This window comes from Streptosporangium heterodermiicola, from assembly GCF_051390675.1.
Taxonomy (GTDB): Bacteria; Actinomycetota; Actinomycetes; order Streptosporangiales; family Streptosporangiaceae; genus Streptosporangium.
In genome coordinates, this window is the sequence record NZ_JBPJSR010000003.1 from 202,978 (window position 1) to 219,567 (window position 16,590).

The 16,590-nt window shown below is 70.6% G+C and carries 17 protein-coding genes, 2 tRNA genes and 1 other RNA gene; 10 read left to right on the forward strand and 10 right to left on the reverse strand.

The features are described from left to right. Nucleotides 1-41 precede the first annotated feature (41 nt). Together ACSC1Q_RS08045 and ffs are read right to left on the reverse strand one after the other, a co-directional pair. Nucleotides 42-2,273 carry a DNA polymerase III subunit gamma and tau gene (locus ACSC1Q_RS08045; RefSeq protein ID WP_436758032.1) on the reverse strand — a complete coding sequence of 744 codons (2,232 nt, stop codon included), beginning with the start codon at nucleotides 2,271-2,273 and terminating at the stop codon, nucleotides 42-44. Between the two features lie 29 nt (nucleotides 2,274-2,302). Beyond that, an RNA gene (ffs, locus tag ACSC1Q_RS08050) (signal recognition particle sRNA small type) lies at nucleotides 2,303-2,398 on the reverse strand. Nucleotides 2,399-2,506: 108 nt separating this feature from the next. Here ffs and ACSC1Q_RS08055 point away from each other — a divergent pair. Continuing rightward, nucleotides 2,507-2,592, forward strand: a tRNA-Ser gene (locus ACSC1Q_RS08055). Between the two features lie 268 nt (nucleotides 2,593-2,860). On the opposite strand, the gene ACSC1Q_RS08060 is transcribed toward ACSC1Q_RS08055, so the two are convergent. Next, the gene (locus ACSC1Q_RS08060) at nucleotides 2,861-3,217 is read right to left on the reverse strand and encodes a hypothetical protein (RefSeq protein WP_436758033.1); all 357 of its coding nucleotides are present in this window, start codon (nucleotides 3,215-3,217) and stop codon (nucleotides 2,861-2,863) included. Nucleotides 3,218-3,516: 299 nt separating this feature from the next. On the opposite strand from ACSC1Q_RS08060, the gene ypfJ reads away from it, so the two are divergent. Together ypfJ and ACSC1Q_RS08070 are read left to right on the forward strand one after the other, a co-directional pair. After that, complete coding sequence (gene ypfJ, locus ACSC1Q_RS08065) at nucleotides 3,517-4,383, forward strand: KPN_02809 family neutral zinc metallopeptidase (protein WP_436758034.1); 867 nt, start codon at nucleotides 3,517-3,519, stop codon at nucleotides 4,381-4,383. A 70-nt stretch (nucleotides 4,384-4,453) separates the two neighbouring features. Continuing rightward, nucleotides 4,454-4,756 (forward strand): type II toxin-antitoxin system VapB family antitoxin, encoded by a 303-nt coding sequence (locus ACSC1Q_RS08070; protein WP_350968704.1) that lies wholly within the window; start codon nucleotides 4,454-4,456, stop codon nucleotides 4,754-4,756. A 107-nt stretch (nucleotides 4,757-4,863) separates the two neighbouring features. Here ACSC1Q_RS08070 and ACSC1Q_RS08075 read toward each other — a convergent pair. The 4 genes from ACSC1Q_RS08075 to ACSC1Q_RS08090 all read right to left on the reverse strand — a co-directional run bounded on the left by ACSC1Q_RS08075 (nucleotide 4,864) and on the right by ACSC1Q_RS08090 (nucleotide 6,602). Then, nucleotides 4,864-4,953: transfer RNA gene (locus ACSC1Q_RS08075), tRNA-Ser, on the reverse strand. 24 nt (nucleotides 4,954-4,977) lie between these two features. Continuing rightward, entirely contained in the window at nucleotides 4,978-5,421 is a 444-nt protein-coding gene (tadA, locus tag ACSC1Q_RS08080) for a tRNA adenosine(34) deaminase TadA (RefSeq protein ID WP_436758361.1), read from the reverse strand. A 166-nt stretch (nucleotides 5,422-5,587) separates the two neighbouring features. After that, nucleotides 5,588-6,076, reverse strand: a complete 489-nt coding sequence (locus ACSC1Q_RS08085; RefSeq protein WP_350968702.1) for a tRNA adenosine deaminase-associated protein — start codon at nucleotides 6,074-6,076, stop codon at nucleotides 5,588-5,590. A 16-nt stretch (nucleotides 6,077-6,092) separates the two neighbouring features. After that, nucleotides 6,093-6,602 carry a tRNA adenosine deaminase-associated protein gene (locus tag ACSC1Q_RS08090; protein ID WP_362688075.1) on the reverse strand — a complete coding sequence of 170 codons (510 nt, stop codon included), beginning with the start codon at nucleotides 6,600-6,602 and terminating at the stop codon, nucleotides 6,093-6,095. A gap of 179 nt (nucleotides 6,603-6,781) precedes the next feature. Here ACSC1Q_RS08090 and upp point away from each other — a divergent pair, with 179 nt between their 5' ends. The 5 genes from upp (at nucleotide 6,782) to ACSC1Q_RS08115 (ending at nucleotide 11,035) form a co-directional block, all read left to right on the forward strand. Further along, the gene (gene upp / locus ACSC1Q_RS08095) at nucleotides 6,782-7,420 is read left to right on the forward strand and encodes a uracil phosphoribosyltransferase (protein WP_436758362.1); all 639 of its coding nucleotides are present in this window, start codon (nucleotides 6,782-6,784) and stop codon (nucleotides 7,418-7,420) included. Nucleotides 7,421-7,610: 190 nt separating this feature from the next. After that, on the forward strand, nucleotides 7,611-7,841 hold the full coding sequence (locus ACSC1Q_RS08100) for a hypothetical protein (RefSeq protein ID WP_329087977.1): 231 nt from the start codon (nucleotides 7,611-7,613) through the stop codon (nucleotides 7,839-7,841). Between the two features lie 322 nt (nucleotides 7,842-8,163). Continuing rightward, entirely contained in the window at nucleotides 8,164-8,694 is a 531-nt protein-coding gene (locus ACSC1Q_RS08105; protein WP_329087979.1) for a PH domain-containing protein, read from the forward strand. A 170-nt stretch (nucleotides 8,695-8,864) separates the two neighbouring features. Then, nucleotides 8,865-10,226, forward strand: coding sequence for a helix-turn-helix domain-containing protein (locus ACSC1Q_RS08110; protein ID WP_436758035.1), 1,362 nt, complete (start codon nucleotides 8,865-8,867; stop codon nucleotides 10,224-10,226). 107 nt (nucleotides 10,227-10,333) lie between these two features. Further along, complete coding sequence (locus ACSC1Q_RS08115; RefSeq protein ID WP_436758036.1) at nucleotides 10,334-11,035, forward strand: FadR/GntR family transcriptional regulator; 702 nt, start codon at nucleotides 10,334-10,336, stop codon at nucleotides 11,033-11,035. Between the two features lie 214 nt (nucleotides 11,036-11,249). Here the strand turns inward: ACSC1Q_RS08115 and dnaN are convergent, their stop codons facing one another. The 3 genes from dnaN to ACSC1Q_RS08130 all read right to left on the reverse strand — a co-directional run bounded on the left by dnaN (nucleotide 11,250) and on the right by ACSC1Q_RS08130 (nucleotide 14,718). Continuing rightward, on the reverse strand, nucleotides 11,250-12,350 hold the full coding sequence (gene dnaN, locus ACSC1Q_RS08120; RefSeq protein WP_436758037.1) for a DNA polymerase III subunit beta: 1,101 nt from the start codon (nucleotides 12,348-12,350) through the stop codon (nucleotides 11,250-11,252). Nucleotides 12,351-12,526: 176 nt separating this feature from the next. Continuing rightward, entirely contained in the window at nucleotides 12,527-13,180 is a 654-nt protein-coding gene (locus ACSC1Q_RS08125) for a response regulator (protein ID WP_436758363.1), read from the reverse strand. A gap of 2 nt (nucleotides 13,181-13,182) precedes the next feature. Continuing rightward, nucleotides 13,183-14,718: a sensor histidine kinase gene (locus ACSC1Q_RS08130; protein ID WP_436758038.1), complete on the reverse strand. Its 1,536-nt coding sequence runs from the start codon at nucleotides 14,716-14,718 to the stop codon at nucleotides 13,183-13,185. A 156-nt stretch (nucleotides 14,719-14,874) separates the two neighbouring features. On the opposite strand from ACSC1Q_RS08130, the gene ACSC1Q_RS08135 reads away from it, so the two are divergent. Continuing rightward, complete coding sequence (locus ACSC1Q_RS08135; RefSeq protein WP_436758039.1) at nucleotides 14,875-15,774, forward strand: ABC transporter ATP-binding protein; 900 nt, start codon at nucleotides 14,875-14,877, stop codon at nucleotides 15,772-15,774. Next, nucleotides 15,771-16,505: an ABC transporter permease gene (locus ACSC1Q_RS08140; RefSeq protein ID WP_436758040.1), complete on the forward strand. Its 735-nt coding sequence runs from the start codon at nucleotides 15,771-15,773 to the stop codon at nucleotides 16,503-16,505. The genes ACSC1Q_RS08135 and ACSC1Q_RS08140 overlap by 4 nt, the downstream gene beginning before the upstream one ends. The last annotated feature ends 85 nt before the right edge of the window (nucleotides 16,506-16,590 follow it).

Below are 16,590 nucleotides of genomic sequence, written 5' to 3' on the forward strand. Positions count from 1 at the left end.
CGAGGTCTCTCAGGGGAGGTTCTCTCAGAGAGCGCCGATCGTCAGGTGTGGTCGATCTCGCCGATGACCTGGCCGCCCAGCTCCCGCTGGAGGAGGGCCATACCGGTGAGCGCGTCGACGTCGGCGTCCGCGTCGTTGAGCGGGTCGACCTCGTCGGCGTCGGGCGCGGTGCCGCGGGCGCCGCGGTCCGGGATCGCGTCGGGCCAGGCCGCCGCCTTGGCACCGGTCTTGACCGCGGCCTTGGGCCCGGCCTGGGCCGCCGCCCTCGCCGCCGAACGGGCCGCGGCCAGGCCGGGACTCGGCACGGAACTCGGCGGGGGAGGCGAGCCGGGGTCCTCCGGCAGGGGGGCGTCCGGCCAGGACTCGTCCGTCGCGGGCGGCGCCTGCCTGGGCGGAGCCTCCCGCGACTCCGCGGGCGGCTGCCCGGGGGCGGGCGCCTGGCGGGCGGGAGCCTGGGACGGAGACCGCGGAGCCGCTGCCTGCGGGGCCTGCGGCGCCTGGCTCTGGGGGGCGGGGTGCTGGGGAGACGGAGGCTGCCTCGGAGCCGGTGGGCGGCCACCGCCGCCCGAGGGAGCGGGCCCGCCGCCGACGACGGCCTCGACCTTCCAGGTGCCGCCCAGGACCTCCTGCAGCACCGCCGCGACGACCGCGTCCTTGCCGCCGCCGGTGAAGTTCTTCATCGCGCCGACCTGGGCGAACCCGAGGGTCACGATCTTGCCCTCGACCCCGACGACCTGGGCGTTGGTGTTGACGTTGGCCCACACGACGATGCTGCGCCGCTTGAGCGCCGCGAGCACCTGGGGCCAGGCCTGCTGCACGGCCCCGGCCCCGGCCCCGGCCCCCGAACCGGACGCCGCCGCCGTGTCGGCCGGCGCGGGCGTGCCGGGAGCCTGCTGGACCGTGGCCGGGGCCTGCCCTTCCTGTCCCTGCTGCTCGTGGGCCGGTGCGCCGGGCCTGACCGCCACGGGCCAGTCGCCGCCGGCGTCACCCTTGTCGCTCTTGCCACCGGACCGCTCGGCGGGCGCGGCGGGCGCCTCCGGCTGCGGCAGGGGCGGGGGTGCCGCGTGAACCACGGGCACGGGAGCCTGGGCTGAGAGAGGCGCGGGAGCCGCGACGACTCCCCCCTTCTCCAGCCGCTCCAGACGGGCGAGCAGCGCCGCCTCCCCCTGGGCCGCGCCGGGGAGGAGGATCCTGGCGCACATCAGCTCCAGCAACAGCCGGGGTGAGGCCGCCCCGCGCATCTCGATCAGGCCCGCGTTGAGGATCTCCGCCGCGCGGGTCAGCTCGGCCGGGCCCATCGAGGCGGCCTGGACCTGGAGCCGCTCCAGCTCGTCGCCGGGCCGGTCGAGCAGCCCGCTGGTGGCCGCCTCCGGCACGTTGGCCAGGATCACCAGGTCGCGGAAGCGCTCCAGCAGGTCCATCGCGAACCGCCGGGGGTCGTGGCCGCCCTCGATCACCCGGTTCACGACCTGGAACACCAGCGCGCCGTCACGACCGGCGAAGGCCGCGACCACGTCGTCGAGCAGGTCGCCGTCGGTGTAGCCGAGGAGGGAGACCGCGCGGGCGTACGTGATGCCCGCCTCGTCGGAACCGGCGAACAGCTGGTCGAGGATCGACAGCGAGTCGCGGGCGGAACCCGCGCCCGCCCGGACCACCAGCGGGAGCGCGGCGGGCTCGAACGGGACCTTCTCCGAGGTGAGGATCTCCTCCATGAGCGCGCGCAGCGCGGCGGGAGGGATCAGCCGGAACGGGTAGTGGTGGGTCCGGGACTTGATCGTCCCGATGACCTTCTCCGGCTCCGTGGTCGCGAAGACGAACTTCAGGTGCGGGGGAGGCTCCTCGACGAGCTTGAGCAGCGCGTTGAAACCCTCGCGGGTCACCATGTGCGCCTCGTCGATGATGTAGATCTTGAAGCGCGACGACACCGGCGCGAAGAAGGCGCGCTCGCGCAGGTCGCGGGCGTCGTCCACGCCACCGTGCGAGGCGGCGTCGATCTCGATGACGTCGAGGTGGCCGGGGCCGGTGGGCGCCAGCGCCACGCAGGACTCGCACTCGCCGCACGGGTCGGGGGTCGGGCCCTTCTCACAGTTGAGAGAGCGGGCCAGGATGCGCGCGCTGGACGTCTTGCCGCACCCCCTGGGCCCGCTGAACAGATAGGCGTGGTTGATGCGCCCGCTGCGCAGCGCCTGGCGCAGCGGATCGGTGACGTGCTCCTGACCCTTGACCTCGGCGAAGGTCCCGGGCCGGTACTTGCGGTACAGCGCAAGACTCATGCGGCGATCCCACCTGCGAGGGGTCTCAACGAAGAGACCCCTCGCACACCCGCCAGAGCCCGCTTATCCTTGCTGCCTTCCGGCCCTGGGGAGGTTCACAGGATGACGCCGCGCGAGGGGTCGGCCCCCAGTCTAGCCTCAGATCCGAGTGGTCGGTATCGGAAAAGATCAGAGTGACCGGTGTCGGAAATTAGTGGTCCGTGCCGCTCCGAAAGTTGGGTAAGCTTCTCCACGGAGGATTCGCCTAGTTGGCCTAGGGCGCACGCTTGGAAAGCGTGTTGGGGGCAACCCCTCAGGAGTTCGAATCTCCTATCCTCCGCCGGCTTCACCGGTAGTGAAACGAAAGCCCGCTCCGTACGGAGCGGGCTTTCGTGCGTAAGAGCGCGTAAAAGCCCTGGTCGACGACCTCTCGTCCCTGTCCGGCGTCCCTGTCCGGCGTCCCTGGCCGGTGTACGGGACGGCCGTGGCGGGTCCCGACCCCACGGGATCGTCCGGCGTCTCGCGGGACCGTCCGGCATCTCGCCCACCGGGCGACGGCGGATCACCCGGGCGTGACAGCCGCCCGGGTGGTCCGCCCGGGTGGCCCGTCAGTGGTTCTTGTTCACGCAGTTGTTGTTGCCGGAGACGTCCTCGCACAGCGAGAAGCCGAGAACCTCACCGCTGAAAACCCTGTTCCCGCACCCGGCGGCCGACCCGTTGGGGTCACCCACCTTCTGCGGCCCGGTCGTTCCTCGCACGGTGAACGACGCGTACACGCCGTTCCCGTCGCGCTCGATGTCGCAGACCTCGACCCATCGGTGGTCCGCGCCGATCGAGGCGTAGTCGTCCCCGTGGTAGGCCCGCACGAGGTGCGCCTGGGCCGGCATCGCCGTGCTGAACACGAGTGCGCCGATTCCGGCGATTACCGACAGAGTCTTCAGCGGCGCCAGGCCTGTCAGGTTCATCTGCTACCCCTCTGATCATGGAGGATTCGGGACGGCCGCCCGCCTTGACGCGACGGCCGACTCAAGAATGGCCAGAACGGCGGACGAAGTCGTTGACCATGAGCGCCCCGCACTTGATCATGCGCGCCGTCCTTCGGCGAGGTCCTCCACGAGTGATACGGACCTCCCAGGGTCCCGGCCAGGTCATTTGGGTACGTAACCCACCAAAGCCGCTGATTCCCCACTCTCATTCCTCACCGGCATGTCAGGGCTTTCTCGGGGCAGAAGAGCGCCCCAAGCGGATCGAAGGGACGTCGGCGATGGATTTCAAGGATGACGCCCAGCTGGACAGCTCGCAGGTCGAGAGTCGCGGCGGTGGGGGGAGGATCCCCGGTGGTGGTCTCGCGATCGGCGGCGGCGCGGCGGGGATCATCGCGCTCATCGTGGCCCTGATATTCGGGATCAACCCCGGTGACATCACCGGAGGCTCCTCCCAGCCGGCCCCGGTGGGTCCGAGCTCCGACCTCACCGCCCAGTGCAAGACGGGGCAGGACGCCGACCAGAACGAGGAGTGCCGGGTGGTCGGCGTCGTCAACAGCATCCAGGACTACTGGCCGAAGGCGGTCCAGGGGTACGAGCCGGCCAAGACCGTCATGTTCTCCGGCCAGGTCGACACGGCGTGCGGCGCAGCCGACGCCTCCGTCGGCCCGTTCTACTGCCCGGCCGACCGCCAGGTCTACCTGGACCTCAGCTTCTTCAAGGAGCTGGAGAGCAAGTTCGGCGCCAAGGGCGGGCCCTTCGCCCAGGCCTACGTGATCGGCCACGAGTACGGTCACCACGTCCAGAACCTTCTCGGCACCAACGCCAAGGCCCAGCAGGGCCCGGAGAGCGGCCCGGAGAGCGGCTCGGTCCGGCTGGAGCTGCAGGCCGACTGCTACTCGGGAGCCTGGGCCAAGAACGCGTACGAGACCGGCCTGTTCGAGAAGCCGTTCACGAAGACGGACATCGAGGAGGCGCTCAGCGCCGCCTCGGCCGTGGGCGACGACAGCATCCAGGAGCGGACCCAGGGCCGGGTCAACCCCGATGGCTTCACCCACGGGACGTCGGCGCAGCGTGTCAAGTGGTTCACCACCGGTTACCAGAGCGGCGACCCCGGTAAGTGCGACACCTTCGCCGGGAGCATCTGAGAACGGCTGTGAGCTGCGACGAGAGAAACCCGCCGGGCAGGCGGCGGGATTCTCTCCTAAACTACATACCGTGATCTTCAAGTTGGTCGGCGACGAACGGCCCTATCCCGAACACGGTCTCTCGCATCGCGAGTGGGCCCAGATACCGCCGCGACAGGTCCGGCTCGACACCCTGATCACCACGAAAGCGGTGCTCGACCTGCATTCCCTGCTCGCCAAGGACTCCACGTTCTACGGCGACCTGTTCCCGCACGTGGTCCAGTGGCGCGGCGACCTCTATCTGGAGGACGGCCTGCACCGGGCGCTGCGCTCGGCCCTGCACCAGCGCTCGGTCCTGCACGCGCGAGTCCTGGACCTGCCCTCGGAGAGCTGAGCCCTTCCATACACCTGCCCAAGGAAGAAGGCCACGCTCTCCCCCCGGCACGGTGGTGACATACGAAGAGCCCCCGGCCCGCGTGTGCGGGCCGGGGGCTCTTTCCGTGGCGGTGGAGGTGGGATTTGAACCCACGGATAGGTTGCCCCATCACACGCTTTCGAGGCGTGCGCCCTCGGCCACTAGGCGACTCCACCGCGGAGCAGCTTACCGGATAACCGCTATTGCTCGCGCATCCGGCGAGCGGTGAAGAACTCGGTGAGAACCGCCGCGCACTCGTCGGCCAGGACCCCTCCGAGGACCTCGGGCCGGTGGTTGAGACGGCGGTCCCTGAGCACGTCCCAGAGCGACCCCGCGGCGCCGCCCTTGGGGTCCGCCGCACCGTAGACGACGCGATCGACCCGGGCGAGCACGGCGGCCCCCGCGCACATGGTGCAGGGTTCCAGGGTGACCACCAGCGTGCAGCCGCTCAACCGCCACCGGCCGAGCTCTCTCGCGGCCCGCCGCAGGGCGAGCACCTCGGCGTGCGCGGTGGGGTCGGCCGAGACCTCCCTGTCGTTTCCCGCGTCCGCCAGCACGGAGCCGTCGGGACCGAGGACGACCGCGCCGACGGGCACCTCCCCGCGGGCTCCGGCCTCGACGGCCCGCGCCAGGGCGAGCCTCATCTCCCGGACGTAGCCCACCGGCGCCAGGTCGTTCACCGTACGCCCGCCAGGGCCGACACCGGCACGGACACCGGACCCGCCACCCGCACCGGACAATTCACCGTACGCCCGGCGCCGGGCCGGTCAGCGCGCATTCGCCGGCGTCGGGCTGGTCACGGCGCGTCCGTCAGCGCAGCCGGTCGAGCTCGTCGGCGAACGCCAGCCGCTCGGCGATCACCGAGAGGGTGTCCGCGGGGAGCGCGCCCTCCTCCATGCTGAGCTCGACGAGCTCCTCGGAGCTCAGCCCGAGGTCTTCCAGCAGCTCGAAGTCGCCCGCCGGCCGTACGCCCAGGTCGGGGGTGTCCTTGTCGACCGCCACCCCGGCGAGCTCCGTGAAGAGCTCACCCAGGTCGTCGGAGAGACCCGCGTGGGCGTCGGACAGGAACGTGCGCGGCTCCAGATCGCCCTGGTAGCGGACGATCGCGAACCACTCGTCCTCCACCTCCACGCACAACAGGGCCAGCTCGTCACCGGTGAGCCCCAGATGCTCCTGGACGGCGTCGCCGAGATCGTCGGCGATCTCCGCCTCGCTGAGGTCGACCTCCGCACCGTTCCAACCGTCCGTCGTACGGACGAAGGCGGCGGAGAACACACTGTTGGATGGTCTGGAGGGCATGGCCGATCTCCCGAGGTCAGCCGAACACAGAGTCGATGGCGCGTTCGAACGGCTCGGAGAACCCCAGCCGCGCGGCGATGCTTGACAGGACGTCCTCGGGGAGGAGGTCGATATCCCCTGACAGGATGCCGAGCTCCATCTCGTCGAGGCCCAGGTCGGCGAAGATGGACAGGTCGCCCGCGGGGAGCGCCGTCTCCTCGTCCTGGAGGATCGCGTCGAGTTCGTCCTCGTCCGGAACCGGCACGTCCAGGTATTCCAGCGCCTGCTGCGCGAGGGGGAAATCCCAGGACGCGGCGATGTCGGAGAGGAACACCTCGACCCTCTCACCGAACACCCGTAGCGCCACGAAGAACTCATCCCCAACGGCGACCAGGCCAATCGTGCCGTTCATGCTCGGCTGCTGGCGCAGGGCGTGGATGAGACCCTCAAGGTCGGAGGTGAGCGACACCGGGAGCATCTCCGCCTCCCAGCGGTCGTCCTCCCGGTAGATCACGATGGCAAAGTCCAGCGAGTCTTCGTCTGACATGGCCATCCCCACCGAATGCTTTCTCTACGGAGGTCAATGCTTTCAGAAGCGAAGCACTGACGTGGGCCTCTCCGACCAAATTGTGATCAAATCCGAGTGAGCGGGCGATGTCGAACAGGTGTGGCCCGTCTTCCCCCCGGCTCATCGCCGCCCGCCGGCCCAGGATACCTTTGACCACCATGGAAACCCTGGTCGTCGACCATCCCCTGGTGGCCCACAAGCTGACCGCGCTGCGGGATGTGAACACCGACTCCCCCACGTTCCGGCGTCTCGCCGACGAGCTGGTGACCCTGCTGGCCTACGAGGCGACCAGGCAGGTCCGCGTCACCGAGTGGTCGGTGGAGACCCCGGTCGCCCCCGCCAGGGGCGTGCGGCTGGCGCAGCCGTACCCGCTGGTGGTCCCGATCCTGCGCGCGGGGCTGGGGATGCTGGACGGCATGACCCGGCTGCTGCCGACTGCCGAGGTGGGTTTCCTCGGGATGATCCGCAACGAGTCCACGCTGGAGGCGGAGACCTACGCCACCCGGCTGCCCGAGGACCTCTCGGGCCGCCAGGTCTACGTGGTCGACCCGATGCTGGCCACCGGCGGCACCCTCGCGGCCGCGATCAAGTTCCTCTTCGACCGGGGCGCCGACGACGTGACCGCGCTGTGCCTGCTGGCCGCGCCCGAGGGGATCGCCCACCTCGACGAGGCCTTCGCCGGCACCGGCAGGCCGATCCGCCTGGTGACCGCGGCCCTCGACGAGCGGCTGAACGAGAACGGCTACATCGTCCCCGGGCTGGGCGACGCGGGAGACCGCCTCTACGGCGTCGTCTGAGGCGCTTCGGCATCCCCCGTACGGGACGCGCCGGTCCTCCCGGGATCTCGCACCATCCTTTTCCCTTAAAGGATGGTTCTTCTACCCGCCGACCGTTACATAATGTGGTTCCACGGGTACTAAGCGTGGCGAAGACATCTCTTCTGTGTCCCCGGTCCGCCGAGGCCGCGGGCGCACACCAGGGAGAACCATGAGCGAGCGAATCATCCCGGACACCGAGCCGGACCCGTACGCGGACTTCAGCGCCGCGCTCAGGGACGAGTTCTCGGAGATCCATCCGGCGACCACGGTGACCCGTTGCATAGAGGCGGCCCACTACGGAGCGCTGGAGGTGGTCGGCCACGCCCATCCGGCGCTGGTCGAGCGGATCGCCCGCAAGCACCTTGAGGTCCTCGCGCTGGTCGCGAGCGAGCGCGGGTGACGCGGGCGGACGATGGCGGGCGCGCCGGCGGAAAGTGCCCCGCGAGGGCCTGAGAGAGGTTTCTCGCGACGCGCACGAGACCGAATCGGCCGATGCGCTTTACCTCGGCATGGCCCTGGGTAATGTATATGGCGGGTGCAGTGGGTGAGCGGTAGTAGGAGGCCAAGGTGCAGGTCAAAAAGGTGCTGACGTACGGCGCTGTCGGATTTGTGGCGTTTTTCCTGTTCACACGACCAGGTGACGCGGCCAACGCTGTGAGGGGTGCCATGGACACGGTTTACTCGGCGGCTGATTCTCTGGCCCAATTCGTCTCACATCTGTCATGAGGCTCGTGACCCACGGGGACTCCGCTCCCTCGTCGGTCAACCGCTATCTGCTCCCCCACGAACACCAGGTCATCATGGTGCGGCGCCACCCGGCCGTGCTGCTTCGCGCGGTCGCCGAGGTCTTCGGCGGCCTGATCCTCGCCGGACTGCTGAGCAAGTGGTTCGGTGACCAGGGCGGTGGCGGCGCGCTCGTCGTCGTCTGGTGGGCCTGGCTGCTGTTGCTGATCCGCTTCGTCTGGAAGGTCGCCGAGTGGTCCGTCGACTACTTCGTCGTCACCTCCAAGCGAATGCTGCTCACCACCGGGCTCATCACCCGCAAGGTCGACATGATGCCGCTCGGCAAGGTCACCGACATGAGCTTCCAGCGCTCGATCCTCGGCCGCATGCTGGGCTACGGCGAGTTCGTGCTGGAGTCGGCCGGTCAGGACCAGGCGCTGTCGAGGGTCAATTACATCCCGTACCCGGAGACCCTCTACCTGGAGGTCTGCCAGATGCTCTTCCCCGGGGGCAACGATTCAGATGATTAGGACCCTGTGTCCGTAGCCCCGTGTCCTTAATGGCACGGGAATCACATGTCCGCAGGACATGAGGATCGTTGACACTTTCCGGTGAGGATTTTTCACTCGGGGTTACCTGATTCGGCCGCTTCATGCAATCATGGCGAGAACATTGACCATCCCCCGCCCTGAGAGATCAGATGCCGAGTCAGGGAACCATCGGTGACCGCGTCCGTGGACTGCGCCTGAGCAGGCGCATGTCCCAGGCCCAGCTCGCAGGGCCGGACCTTTCAGACAGCTACGTCTCCCTCATCGAGTCCGGCAAGCGGACCCCGACCCCCGTGGTCGCCCGCCTGCTGGCCGAGCGCCTTGGGTGCACCACCGAGTTCCTGCTGCACGGGATCGAGCCGCGCCAGCGCATCGACACCGAACTCGGGCTGCGCCACGCGGAGCTGGAGCTCCTCCACGGGGATCCGTCCGTCGCGGCGGACCGCTTCGGCGAGATCGTCAAGGTCGCCGGCGAGGAGAACGCCATGCTGGCCGCGCACGCGCGGCTCGGCCGTGCCCGCGCCCTTGAGGTCCAGGGCAAGGTCGGCCCGGCGGTGAAGGCGTTCGAGCGCCTCCGCCGCGAGGCGGCCGCCCACCCCGAGCGCCTGGCCGACCTGCCGCTGGCGGTGGCGTTGAGCCGCTGCTACCAGCGCGCCGGAGACATCCTTCGCGCCCGCGACCTGGCCGTCCACGCGCTCGGCGAGGTCAACCGGCTGCCCCTGGCGCAGGGCGAGATCGCCGTCGAGCTGGCCGCCTCCCTGATGGGGATCGGCGGCACCCGCGGGTCAGGCTCGCCGAGCCTGTCCTACGTCCGGAGCGTCCTGTCGATCAACGGCGTTCCCGCCGCGGTCAACCGCACCGCGGAGATCCACGCCCTCTGGCAGGCGAGCATCACCGCCGCCGACGGTGAGGACTCGGCGCTGGCCGTCCGTCTCGCGGACGACGCGATCGCGACCGGGCGCCCGGCGCGGATGGCCTCGCAGCTCGCCCTCATCGCGATGGACTGGGCCCATCTCGCCGCCTCCGGCGGCGACGAGCCGCTCGACGAGGCCCGCGAGCTCGCGACCGCCGCGAGCGAGGTCTTCGCCGTGTTCCCCGAGCACGTCCACGAGTACGTCAGGAGTCTCGTCGTGCGCGCCCAGGTCCAGCTGGGGGCCGGGGACGAGCGGGGCGCGACCGCCCTGGCCGGAACCGCCCTCGACACGCTGGGCGACCAGGCGACCGCCGTCGGGGCCGCCGCGCGGCTGGTCCTCGCCCGTGCCGCGCTCGTCCGCGGCCAGGCCGGCGACGCCACGACGGTCCTGGACGCCGCCAGGCAGCTGCTGAACGGTGTCCGGCACGAGCTCTCCGGTCCCGACCGGGAGACCGCGCGGATCTGGCGTGACCTGGGAGACCTGTACGGCCAGGTCGGTGTGGTCGACGAGCAGACCGGTGCGTATCGTAGGGCTCTTGAGACTGCCGGAGTGCGCGACGCGATGGTGGGCATGACGGTCGATTCGGCTCTGGTCCGCTAGGGCAGCCCACTTCTGGAGTTCCAGATTTGTTTTTGCACCTCCGGAATAACTAGGGTCTACCAGTCATTGATTCGTAGGATGATTGGTTTCTCCGGAGGAGGCGGACGGTGAGTCTGCGTACGGCGCAGCGAGCATCCCTCGTCGACCAAGTGATCGATCAACTCAAGGAGCAGATCACTTCTAACTCCTGGCAGATGCACGCGAAGATTCCTACCGAGACCGTGCTCGCCGAGCAGCTCGGCGTGGGGCGCAACACCGTGCGCGAGGCGGTGCGCGCGCTCACCCACGCCGGGTTGCTGGAGTGCCGCCAGGGCGACGGGACGTACGTCCGTGCCACGAGCGAGCTCTCCGGGGCCATGCTGCGACGGCTGCGCACCGCCGAGCAGCTGGAGATCCTGGAGGTGCGGCGCGCGCTGGAGGTGGAGGCCGCCAGGCTGGCCGCCACCCGGCGCACCGACGCCGACATCGCCGGGATCGAGGCGGCGCTGGGCGAGCGGGAGCGGGCCTGGGAGCGGGGAGAGCCCGACGCGTTCGTCGAGGCCGACCTCGCCTTCCACATGGCGGTCGTTCGCGCCACCCACAACCTCGTGCTGATCGATCTCTACGAGGACTTCTCGGCGGCGCTGCGTGCCAGCATCACCGCCGCGGGGACCTCGCTGAACAGCACCCTGAACAGCACGTACATCCCGCACGAGGCGATCGCCCGCGCCATCGCCGTCGGTGACGCCGCCGCCGCCGAGCGCGCGGGGCACGCGTGCATGGAGCACATCCTGATCGCCCTGACGGAGGAGCAGGAGCTCTCTCTCTGAGCCCTGTCCTTCTTCACCCTCTCATGACGCGGGCCCCCTCACCTTCTGGTGAGGGGGCCCGCGTCATGAGAGGGCCGTCCTGTGGTGCCAGGCATGGTTCCGGGCCTGAGGCATGAGACCTGAGGCCCGGGGCGCCGGGCGGTAACACGGACGTCGCGTGGCTCTGTGCCCGAGGCCCCGGTGGTCGGCTCTGTGCCGGAGCGCCGTCGGGCGGTCAGGTCAGGCGCAGGGACATCACGAGGTAGCGGAAGGAGGGGTCGGCGTCGCCGGGGACCTCCGTGATGAGGGCCGGGCGGCTCGGCGACTCCATGTTGAGCCGGACGAGCTCGGTCTCGACCCCGCTCAGGCCGTCGAGCAGGAACTGGGACTGGAAGGCGATCTGGATGTCGCCGCCGGACAGCTCGGCGTCGACGACCTCGGTGCCTCGGCCGATGTCACCCCCGCCCGCCTGGATGAGGACCTGCCCCTGGCCGAAGGAGAGCCGGACCGCGGTGTTGCGCTCGGCGACGAGCGTCACCCGCTTGATCGCGTCGATGAACGGCGCCACCGGCAGGTCGGCCCGGATCGACCAGTCGTCGGTCAGCCGCGAGCGGTAGTCGATGAACTGCTCGTCGAGCAGGCGGACCGTGGTGGCCCGGCCGACGCTCTCGAAACCGGCCACGCCGTCGCCAAGCGCCACCGACACCTCGCCGCCGCGCAGCGACCTCGCCACGTCGACGAGCACCCGCGCCGGCACCATCGCGGCGGCCGTGGCCCCGGCCGTCTCGGGGCGCCAGCCGAACTCCCTGGCCGCGATGCGGTAGCGGTCGGTGGCGGCCATGGTCACGTCGTCACCGGAGATGTCGACCCGGATGCCGGTCAGCATGGGGAGGCTCTCGTCGCGGCTGGCCGCCGGAGCCACCTGCCCGACCGCGCTCGCGAAGACCACGCCGCCGACCGCGCCGATCTTCGGCGGCATCTCCGGGAGGGAAGGGAAGTCCTCGACCGGCATGGTCAGCAGCCCGAACTCCGCGCTGCCGCAGGTCAGGACCGCCTCGGAACCGCTGGTGAGCACCTCCACCACCTCGCCGGGCAGGCTGCGGGTGATCTCCGCGAGGATCCGGCCGGGGATGAGCACCCGGCCGGGCTCCGCCACGACCGCGTCGATCGAGACGCGGGCGGAGACGTCGTAGTCGAAGGCGGAGAGCACGAGGTCTCCGTCGTCGGCCTCCAGGAGCAGGCCGGAGAGGACGGGAATGGCCGGCCGGTTCGGCAGCACCCGGGCCACCCAGGCCACCGCGTCGGCCAGGACATCACGGTTAACCCGGAACTTCACCTGATCATCCCTTCGTCCCGAACGGCACCCCACACGCGGAAGCCGTACTCCACAGCACGTTATCCGCTGAGACCGACAGAACCGTTACCCGGCCGGGGAGAAAGGGGGCGGGGAAGGAGCGGGGAGCGCCGGCGCGGGCGGCGTTGAGACGGGTCGGGACGGCGGGACCGGGAGCGTCAGCCGCGGGCGGCGTTGAGGTAGGTCAGGACGGCGAGCACGCGGCGGTTGTCGTCGTCGGAGGGGGCGAGGTCGAGCTTGGCGAAGATGCTGGCCGTGTGCTTGCCGACCGCGCTCTCGCTGAGGAACAGGCGCTGGGAGATGGCCGCGTTGGAACGGCCCTCGGCCATCAGCTCCAGCACCTCGCGCTCGCGCGGGGTGAGCGCGCCGAGCGGCTGGTGCCTGGCGGTGCTGGCCAGCAGCTTGGCGATCACCTCGGGGTCCATCGCGGTGCCGCCCGCGGCGACCCGGCGGACCGCGTCGACGAACTGCTCGGCGTTGAAGACCCGGTCCTTGAGGAGATAGCCGATCGCCCCCGAGCCGTCGGCCAGGAGCTCCCGCGCGTACAGCTGCTCGACGTGCTGGGACAGCACGAGCACCGGCAGGCCGGGGACGGCCCGGCGCGCCGCCAGCGCGGCCTGGAGCCCCTCGTCGGTGAACGTGGGCGGGAGGCGTACGTCGACCACCGCCACGTCGGGCCGCAGCCCGGTCAGCGCCCTCAGCAGCTCGGGCCCCGACTCGACGGCGGCCACCACCTCGAAGTCGTGTGCCTGGAGCAGGTGGACCAGGCCGTCGCGCAGGAGGTACAGGTCTTCGGCGATGACGACTCTCAGGCTCACCGGCCCAACCATAGGCGGGTCGGCAGGACCTCCGCCAGCCGCTGCTGGCGGGCGTGCATGACGGGGATGAGCATGCCCGCGGCGTACATGGACAGGCCCAGGAGGATGTTGAAGACGATCAGCGGCCACTGCAGGAGCTCGGGCAGGTAGAGAGCGAGGAACCAGCTGCGGTGCTCGGCGCCGAAGATCTTCATGAACATCGCCACCAGTCCCTGCGGGAAGAGCGGGAGCCAGCCGATACCCCAGCAGATCCCGACGATGGCCGCCTTGCCTCGGGGCAGGGACGGCGTGCAGTCCGGCCCCTTGTCACTCAGAAGGGCGTTGGGCAGGTCGAAGGTGGCGGTGGTCGGGCCGCCCCGCGGGCTGCTCACCGCGAGCACCCCGTCGAAGGCCGCCAGCCTGCGCTCGATGCCGCGCAGGCCGCTGCCGAGGGACGGGTCGGCGCCCCCCGAGCCGTCGTCGGTGACCACCACGCGCAGCGCGTGGTCGTTGCTGCTGATGTCGACCCACGCCCGTTCGGCGCCGCCGTGGCGGGCCGCGTTGGTGAGGAGCTCGCTGATCGAGAAGTAGGCGGCCGACTCCACGGGCGAGTCGGGGCGGATGTCCAGGTCCACGGTGACCGTGACCTTCAGCGGGCTGTCCAGCGCGAGGGCGCGCACGGCGTCGCCGAGGCCGCGCTCGGCCAGGACCGGCGGGTGGATTCCCTTGACGAGGTCGCGCAGCTCGACGAGCGCCGTGGAGGAGGCCTCCCTGACCTTGGCGAGCAGGGCCTTCGCCGCCACCGGGTCCTTCTCCATCAGTTCCTCGACCGCGCCGAGCGTCATGCCCATCGCGACGAGCCTCGCCTGCGCCCCGTCGTGCAGGTCGCGCTCGATCCGCCGCAGCTCGGAGGCCTGGGAGTCGACCGTCGCCAGGCGCGCCTGGTCGAGTCGCTGGATCCGCGCCGCGAGCACGGACTTGGCCGTGGGGGACAGCAGCAGGTGGTTCCACCACGCGTACCCCCGCAGCAGGCGCGGCGTCGCGGCCAGCGCGGCGGCCGAGGCGCATCCCAGGGCGAGGGGCAGCACCGCGGGGGCCCCGGACCACGCCGCCAGGACGGCGCATCCGGCCAGGGTGAGGGAAAGCAGCGGGAGGGCGCAGACGGCCAGCGGGTTGAGGAAGAGCCACAGCCCGTCCCGCCAGGTGGCCGGGTCGCCGACGATCCACTTCCAGCGGTTGTTCCAGTCGGGCCACTTCGGCGTCTTGTAGAGCTGGCGCTCGTGGCGGTACCAGCCGTCGGGCTGGGGCCGGGTCGGCAGCGGCGGAGGCAGGTAGGGCACCGGCACGGTGGTCCCGAACCACGTGCCGTTCAGCCTCCTGGCGAGCGCGGTGCGATGCCGGATCAGATGGGCCGTGGGGGGAAACATGAAGACCATCCCCAGGCCGAACGCCAGCACGAACCCGACGAGGGTCAGCACCACCAGGACGACGTCCACCAGCGCCGTCGCCCCCAGGGCCAGCGCCTTCCCCACCGCCACCGCGTATGTCCTCATGGGTCCAAGTGTCGGTGATCCGGCCGGGCGTGCCCAGTGGTGGCGGACGCCGCCGGGGGGTGGAGGTAGCCACACCCCCCACGGGTGCCTGGCCCGTCCCCGCCGGGGATGTAGACGGATTCTCCGGGCGCGGCGCGGCTCGTAGCGTCGGTGAGCATGAAGGTCATCGAGGTCAGCAACCTCCGCAAGCAGTACCGCGACCGGCTGGCGGTGGACGACGTCTCGTTCACCGTGGAAGAGGGCGAGATCTTCGGCGTTCTCGGCCCCAACGGCGCCGGCAAGACGACCACCGTGGAGTGCGTCGCCGGCCTGCGCGTCCCCGACTCCGGCACCGTCAGCGTGCTCGGGGGTCTGCACCACACCGAGCTCAAGGAGCGGCTGGGGGTCCAGCTGCAGAGCTCCACGCTGCCGGAGAAGCTCAAGGTGTGGGAGGCGCTCGACCTGTACGCGTCCTTCTACCGGGCCCCGGCCGACTGGGGGAGGCTGCTGGAGCGCGTCGGGCTCGCCGACAAGCGCGACACCCCCTACGGCAAGCTCTCCGGCGGCCAGCAGCAGCGGCTCTCGATCGCGCTGGCGCTGGTCGGCGACCCCCGGGTGGCGATCCTCGACGAGCTGACCACCGGCCTGGACCCCCAGGCCCGCCGCGACACCTGGGAGCTCATCGAGCAGATCCGCGAGGACGGTGTGACGATCCTGCTCGTCACCCACTTCATGGAGGAGGCCGAGCGGCTCTGCGACCGGCTCGCGCTGATCGACTCCGGCCGGGTGGTCGCGATGGACAGCCCGTCCGGCCTGATCGGCATGGTCGGCGGGCAGCAGACCATCAGGTTCCGGCTCTCCGGGCCGCTCGACGACTCCCGGCTCAAGGCCCTGCCCGAGGTCACCGGGGTGAGCCGCAGCGGCGAGCAGGTCGCGGTCACCGGCACCGGCAACCTGCTCCTCACGGTCACGACCGTCCTCTCCGCCGCCGGTGTCGTGCCCGTCGACCTGCGCATGGAGCAGGCCACCCTCGACGACGCCTTCCTCAGCCTCACCGGAAAGAAGATCTCCTCATGAACAAGATGCTCCTGACCGAGGCCAAGCTCTTCCTCCGGGACCCGGCCGGCCCGATCTTCTCGGTGATGCTGCCCCTCGTCCTCCTGCTCGCGCTCGGGCAGATCCCCGGCTACCGGGAGAAGGTCCCGGAGCTGGGCGGGGAGCGGGTCATCGACACCCAGCTGCCCGCCATGATGGTGATCCTGGCGGTGGTGACGATGGCTCTGACCGTCCTGCCGGCGACGCTGGTGACCTACCGGGAGAGCGGCGTGCTGCGCCGGATGTCCACCACCCCGGTCAACCCGGTCCGGCTGCTGGTCGCCCAGATCGTCAACAACCTCGCGGTGGCGATCGTCGCCACCGTCCTCCTGGTCGGCCTGGGCTATCTCGTCCTCGGCTCGGTCCCGCCGCAGAGCCCGCTCGCCTTCGCGGGGGTGTTCGTGCTCGGCACGGCCTCGTTGCTGGGCCTGGGCCTGCTGATCGCCGCCGTGGCGCCCAACGCGAAGGTGGCGCCGGGCATCGGCTCGCTGCTGATGTTCCCGCTGATGTTCATGGCGGGGATGTGGATCCCCCGGGAGCTCATGCCCGACCTGGTGCGGCGGATCGGGGACTTCCTGCCGATGGCGCCGTTCGCCGACGCGCTCCGCGCCACGTGGGCGGGGCACGCGCCGCAGCCGCTGCACCTGGTGGTGATGGCGGTGACCGTGCTCGTCACGGTCGGACTGGCCGCGCGGGTGTTCCGCTGGGAGTGACGTGCGGCCTTCGAACCGCCGGGGTCCGTCCTCAGGACTGGGGCCCGTCCTTACGACCGGGGTCCGTCCCTTACGAGGGGCAGGG

Excerpts from the sequence above, each read along its gene's own strand:
- ACSC1Q_RS08045 (WP_436758032.1), bottom strand. The coding sequence starts at position 2,273 with ATGAGTCTTGCGCTGTACCGCAAGTACCGGCCCGGGACCTTCGCCGAG.
- ACSC1Q_RS08110 (WP_436758035.1), top strand. The coding sequence starts at position 8,865 with ATGCCGAGTCAGGGAACCATCGGTGACCGCGTCCGTGGACTGCGCCTG.
- ACSC1Q_RS08100 (WP_329087977.1), top strand. The coding sequence starts at position 7,611 with ATGAGCGAGCGAATCATCCCGGACACCGAGCCGGACCCGTACGCGGAC.
- upp (WP_436758362.1), top strand. The coding sequence starts at position 6,782 with ATGGAAACCCTGGTCGTCGACCATCCCCTGGTGGCCCACAAGCTGACC.
- ACSC1Q_RS08135 (WP_436758039.1), top strand. The coding sequence starts at position 14,875 with ATGAAGGTCATCGAGGTCAGCAACCTCCGCAAGCAGTACCGCGACCGG.
- ypfJ (WP_436758034.1), top strand. The coding sequence starts at position 3,517 with ATGGATTTCAAGGATGACGCCCAGCTGGACAGCTCGCAGGTCGAGAGT.
- ACSC1Q_RS08090 (WP_362688075.1), bottom strand. The coding sequence starts at position 6,602 with ATGTCAGACGAAGACTCGCTGGACTTTGCCATCGTGATCTACCGGGAG.
- ACSC1Q_RS08105 (WP_329087979.1), top strand. The coding sequence starts at position 8,164 with ATGAGGCTCGTGACCCACGGGGACTCCGCTCCCTCGTCGGTCAACCGC.
- ACSC1Q_RS08060 (WP_436758033.1), bottom strand. The coding sequence starts at position 3,217 with ATGAACCTGACAGGCCTGGCGCCGCTGAAGACTCTGTCGGTAATCGCC.
- tadA (WP_436758361.1), bottom strand. The coding sequence starts at position 5,421 with ATGAGGCTCGCCCTGGCGCGGGCCGTCGAGGCCGGAGCCCGCGGGGAG.
- ACSC1Q_RS08140 (WP_436758040.1), top strand. The coding sequence starts at position 15,771 with ATGAACAAGATGCTCCTGACCGAGGCCAAGCTCTTCCTCCGGGACCCG.
- ACSC1Q_RS08130 (WP_436758038.1), bottom strand. The coding sequence starts at position 14,718 with ATGAGGACATACGCGGTGGCGGTGGGGAAGGCGCTGGCCCTGGGGGCG.
- ACSC1Q_RS08085 (WP_350968702.1), bottom strand. The coding sequence starts at position 6,076 with ATGCCCTCCAGACCATCCAACAGTGTGTTCTCCGCCGCCTTCGTCCGT.